The organism is Niastella sp., from assembly GCF_045805085.1.
Taxonomy (GTDB): Bacteria; Bacteroidota; Bacteroidia; order Chitinophagales; family Chitinophagaceae; genus Niastella.
Window position 1 is genome coordinate 1 of the sequence record NZ_JBJMLX010000233.1, and the last position, 4,351, is coordinate 4,351.

Consider the following 4,351-nt stretch of genomic DNA (forward strand, 5'->3'; position numbering starts at 1 on the left):
ACACAAGTAACCAACTTCAGGTCTTAAGTGATGAACATATGATTGAAAGTTGCCCACTTGTACCCCGAAGTTGGCAACTTACGTACTAAAGTTGGCAACTTACGAGTCATAAAAGGCCATTGATGGAATAGAATAAAGTAAGGGATGCACTATAAAAGGCGAGGGATGGTGCATAAAAAGCTACTGTTGTACCATAAAAGCTAGTGAAGATGCATAAAAAACTACAGTTGATGCATAAAAGGTAAGATGAGACCTGTATCCGCTAAGTGAGTTACAAACTCAATATGCAAACAAGAAAACTCATCGTGCAAAAGGAGAAACTCGAAAATCCATACTTAAAAGGACATAAGCGGTGATCCCTTCGCTTCGCCACTACTGTCTGTCTTGAACAGAATTCGCCCGGTAACATATTGACCTGCTGCAACGTCAGCAATAATATCCCAGGAATTTGATCTGATCTCCAATCCCCCAACAATTTGATCCTAAATAATCCAGGGGAGGTTAAATTGTTACCTATAGAAGTTGGTGGTGAGAATGGATTTGAATTAGAGGGCTGCCTAAAACGCCAAAAGCCCCCGATAAATAAGGGGGCTTTCGCATTAACGAGTACCCGGGATGGGAGTTGAACCCACACTAGCATTGCTGCCAACAGGATTTTAAGTCCTGCGTGTCTACCAGTTCCACCACCCGGGTAACTGTATTTTGAATCTACACCAAATACCTGATCCCGGCACATCACCCTAGGATCTTAGTGAAACAAAAAATTCCACCTTATGGATGGAATTCTTGAGCGGAAGACGAGGCTCGAACCCGCGACCTCAACCTTGGCAAGGTTGCGCTCTACCAACTGAGCTACTTCCGCATGTCGTCCTGATTTTCAATCAAGACGATGAATATTTTGAAAAGAACTTTTCCTATTTTCTTTGCAACTTTCCGTCTTCGTTAGTTGCTTTCGTAATTGGGAGTGCAAAGATAGGAATTACCTAATAACGACCAAATTTTTCTAGCTAAAAATCACTTATTTATACTGCGGAGTGTACTGGGTATTCGCAGGAACTTCCACTTTGGGTTTTCCTTTATAACGATGGGTATACAGGCTGTAACAGCCACCCAGTACGAATGCCAGAACACAAAATACTTGCAGGTAAAACAGAAATACAGATGAATTTACCCAACTTCTTTTAAAATCTTTATCGCGGGGGTCTTTTTCCAGTTGTTCCATAACTCATTTAATTGCAGTGCAAAAATAATAGTTCAATCTAAAAATTCACGCTTTCTTATCAACAATTTCTGTAAAAGTCTTTTTTCCTTTTACAAAATAGTTCCACACAACACTTTTATGTAGGTAACCGTGGAGTTCATGTTTCTTCTTTGGCGGAAAAAGTCCTTTTTTCCGGGTCATAAACAGCCATTTCAAAAAAGCGCCATGCGCTTTCATCACCGACCGGTAATATGTCTTCTCCCCCCACATCAAAGATTTAAGGGCAGAAACATAATCGAGCAAAAAACGATAACTGATCTTCCATATTGCCTCATGCCTCGGAAGATTCTTTGCCATCATCACCAAATTGTTCCTGAAATTCAGCAATACCTTTCTGGCATTCCCCTTTGGCAGGGTTCCCCCTCCTACGTGATAAACAGTTGATTGCGGACAGGCAAACACCTTATACCCTGCCAGTTGCAGGCGCCAGCAAAAATCAATCTCTTCCTGGTGCGCAAAAAAATATTCATCCAGTCCGCCCAGGGCATGATACAGGTTGGCGTGCACAAACATGGCCGCCCCGCTGGCCCAGAAAATAGGAACTGCAGTATCGTACTGCCCCCTATCTTTTTCGCACACATCAAAGATGCGGCCGCGGGCAAAAGGATAACCCAGGTGATCGAGCCAGCCGCCAGCGGCGCCGGCATATTCAAACAGTTCTTTATTATCGTATTGTAATATTTTGGGTTGACAGGCCCCGATTGTTTTGTCTTTTTCCAGCAGCGCCACCATGGCATCGAGCCAGTTGGGCGTAACTTCCACATCAGAATTCAACAACACGTAATAGTCAGCCAGAATATGCTTCAGACCCTCATTATATCCCTGGGCAAATCCAAAATTGGCGTCGTTTTGTATAATTCGCACCGTTGGCCAGTACTGCTGCAGGTAGGAGACCGAGTCATCGGTAGAAGCATTGTCTACCACCACCACTTCTTTATTATTATAGGTAGTCGCCAGAACGGAAGGCAGAAATTTTTGCAGAAAATTCCGTCCATTCCAGTTCAGGATCACTATGGATACGAGAGGTGTTGACATGCCGGTGTAAAAATAATTCAACCAAATAAAGTTTGCAAAGGAACGGTTTTTATAAATTAGTTGAATGATTCAACCGCTTTTTAACTGGAGAACCGGATTAGCCCTCATTGCCATAGCAATAGTAAGCGGAACTGTCTTTTATTCCCAATATCTTGCCCGTAAAATTGCCCGCGAAGAAAGGCAAAAGGTAGAAGAATGGAAAGAGGCCACCAAATTATTACTGCACGACACTACCGGATTGAGCGATAAACTGGTAACCATGATCATTGCCGAAAATAATACGGTACCCATTATTGTTACTGACGAAAAGGGGCATATTCTCGATCATGTAAACCTCGATTCGGCCAGTGTAGCCAGCGATAGCAATTATATCAGGAAGAAACTGGTTGAATTCAGGTCGCAAAACCCTACCATTGAATGGATTGACCCGCTGAATCCGCGGGAAAAAAACTTATATTATTATGGACATACCTCGCTGTTAAACCAGGTACGGTATTACCCGCTGGTGCAGTTATTTATCGTGAGTATGTTTATTATAATTACCATGCTGGCGCTTACTACCAGTTTTCGCTCCTCGCAAAACCAGGTTTGGGCGGGCATGGCCAAGGAAACGGCCCACCAACTGGGCACGCCATTAACCTCCCTACAGGGTTGGGTAGAAATAATGAAAGAAAATTACAGCGATGAAAAGATTGTGCATGAGATGGAAAAGGATGTGAACCGGTTGAAGCTGGTAAGCGATCGCTTTGGAAAGATCGGCAGTACGCCTCACCTTGAAAGGCATAATATTGTTGCCCAGGTGTCGAGCATGGTAGAATACATTCGCAAACGCGCACCGGGCAAAGTGCAGTTTGTGCTGAATACCCGAAATATCAATGAGATCTATACCATGCTCTCCCCGCCCCTGTTCGACTGGGTTATTGAAAACCTGTTGAAGAATGCCCTGGACGCCATGGAAGGAAAAGGCATGATCACGGTAAACATCTGGCAGCAGGATGGTCAAACCTTTATTGATGTGACCGATACGGGCAAAGGAATAGCCAAACAAAATATCAGCAAGGTGTTTAAGCCAGGCTTTACTACCAAAAAACGCGGCTGGGGACTGGGGCTAAGTCTGTCAAAACGCATTATTGAACAATATCATAAAGGACAGTTGTTTGTAAAGAACTCCGAACCGGGCAAGGGGACTACTTTCAGGATTATGCTGAAGTAATCTATACTTAATATACTCACCGTTCACCTGTATGCTAAGCACGTTTGCTGCTGGCAAAAGCGAATGCTGCTTTAAAAGGGGTTGGAGACAAACTCACCGCCAATTACAAGGACTAAATCAAGGGCTTCGCCCCTAAAATCCTCAAAATCAGAATTTCTTTTCACTGTATTATAAAATCAATTAAATTTGCGACCCATTTAAGTGCCCGGGTGTTGAAACTGGTAGACAAGCCACTTTGAGGTGGTGGTGCTGGAAACGGCGTGCAAGTTCGAATCTTGTCCCGGGCACAATATAGACCCTGTAAGTCATTGATTTACAGGGTTTTTTGTTTTAGTGCTTGTCAAATTTTTGTCGCTTTTTTCCCCTTTCTGCCACTATTATTGACAAGCAAACGACAAGCACTATGACAAGCGTTTTTTTCGCTTTTTGGTGTGCAAGTACCAGCACACTACTTGCACACAATTTTTCAAAGAATACCAAGACTGTCAAAAATTTGACAAGCACTTTTGACAGTCACTTCCAACGAGAAATGGCAGGTTGCACAATACTTGCACGTGGGATTAACAAAATTTATTCCTTCCGCTTTTTTCCAGCTTCTCCCCTTCTTTTTCATGACAGGCAAATGCCTGGCTGCAACTTGACTGTCACACAGACTATGGCCTATTCCTTGAGCCTCCAATCTATCACCTCTAAATCCATTATCTTATGAATTTCCTACAATACCCCAACAGAAAGGGAGATAAAATCTATTTCCATTATGATTATGGTCGTGGCAAAGGTCAACGTCCATCGACTGGTGTATTTATTTACGCCCAACCAAAAGACCAGATACAAAAAAACCA

General features: G+C 43.1%; 3 protein-coding genes and 3 tRNA genes. 2 read left to right on the top strand and 4 right to left on the bottom strand.

Features of this window, described 5'->3' with window-relative positions; genetic code table 11:
• Positions 1–607: 607 nt before the first annotated feature.
• The 4 genes from ACJ751_RS11910 to ACJ751_RS11925 form a co-directional block, all read right to left on the bottom strand.
• Positions 608–693 (bottom strand) — tRNA-Leu (locus tag ACJ751_RS11910).
• 96 nt (positions 694–789) lie between these two features.
• Positions 790–862 (bottom strand) — tRNA-Gly (locus tag ACJ751_RS11915).
• 156 nt (positions 863–1,018) lie between these two features.
• Positions 1,019–1,222 (bottom strand): hypothetical protein, encoded by a 204-nt coding sequence (locus tag ACJ751_RS11920; RefSeq protein WP_407745719.1) that lies wholly within the window; start codon positions 1,220–1,222, stop codon positions 1,019–1,021.
• Between the two features lie 45 nt (positions 1,223–1,267).
• Complete coding sequence (locus ACJ751_RS11925) at positions 1,268–2,296, bottom strand: glycosyltransferase family 2 protein (protein ID WP_407745720.1); 1,029 nt, start codon at positions 2,294–2,296, stop codon at positions 1,268–1,270.
• 64 nt (positions 2,297–2,360) lie between these two features.
• On the opposite strand from ACJ751_RS11925, the gene ACJ751_RS11930 reads away from it, so the two are divergent.
• Positions 2,361–3,509: a sensor histidine kinase gene (locus tag ACJ751_RS11930; RefSeq protein WP_407745721.1), complete on the top strand. Its 1,149-nt coding sequence runs from the start codon at positions 2,361–2,363 to the stop codon at positions 3,507–3,509.
• 203 nt (positions 3,510–3,712) lie between these two features.
• Positions 3,713–3,796, top strand: a tRNA-Leu gene (locus tag ACJ751_RS11935).
• Positions 3,797–4,351 lie beyond the last annotated feature (555 nt).

Excerpts from the sequence above, each read along its gene's own strand:
- ACJ751_RS11925 (WP_407745720.1), bottom strand. The coding sequence starts at position 2,296 with ATGTCAACACCTCTCGTATCCATAGTGATCCTGAACTGGAATGGACGG.
- ACJ751_RS11930 (WP_407745721.1), top strand. The coding sequence starts at position 2,361 with ATGATTCAACCGCTTTTTAACTGGAGAACCGGATTAGCCCTCATTGCC.
- ACJ751_RS11920 (WP_407745719.1), bottom strand. The coding sequence starts at position 1,222 with ATGGAACAACTGGAAAAAGACCCCCGCGATAAAGATTTTAAAAGAAGT.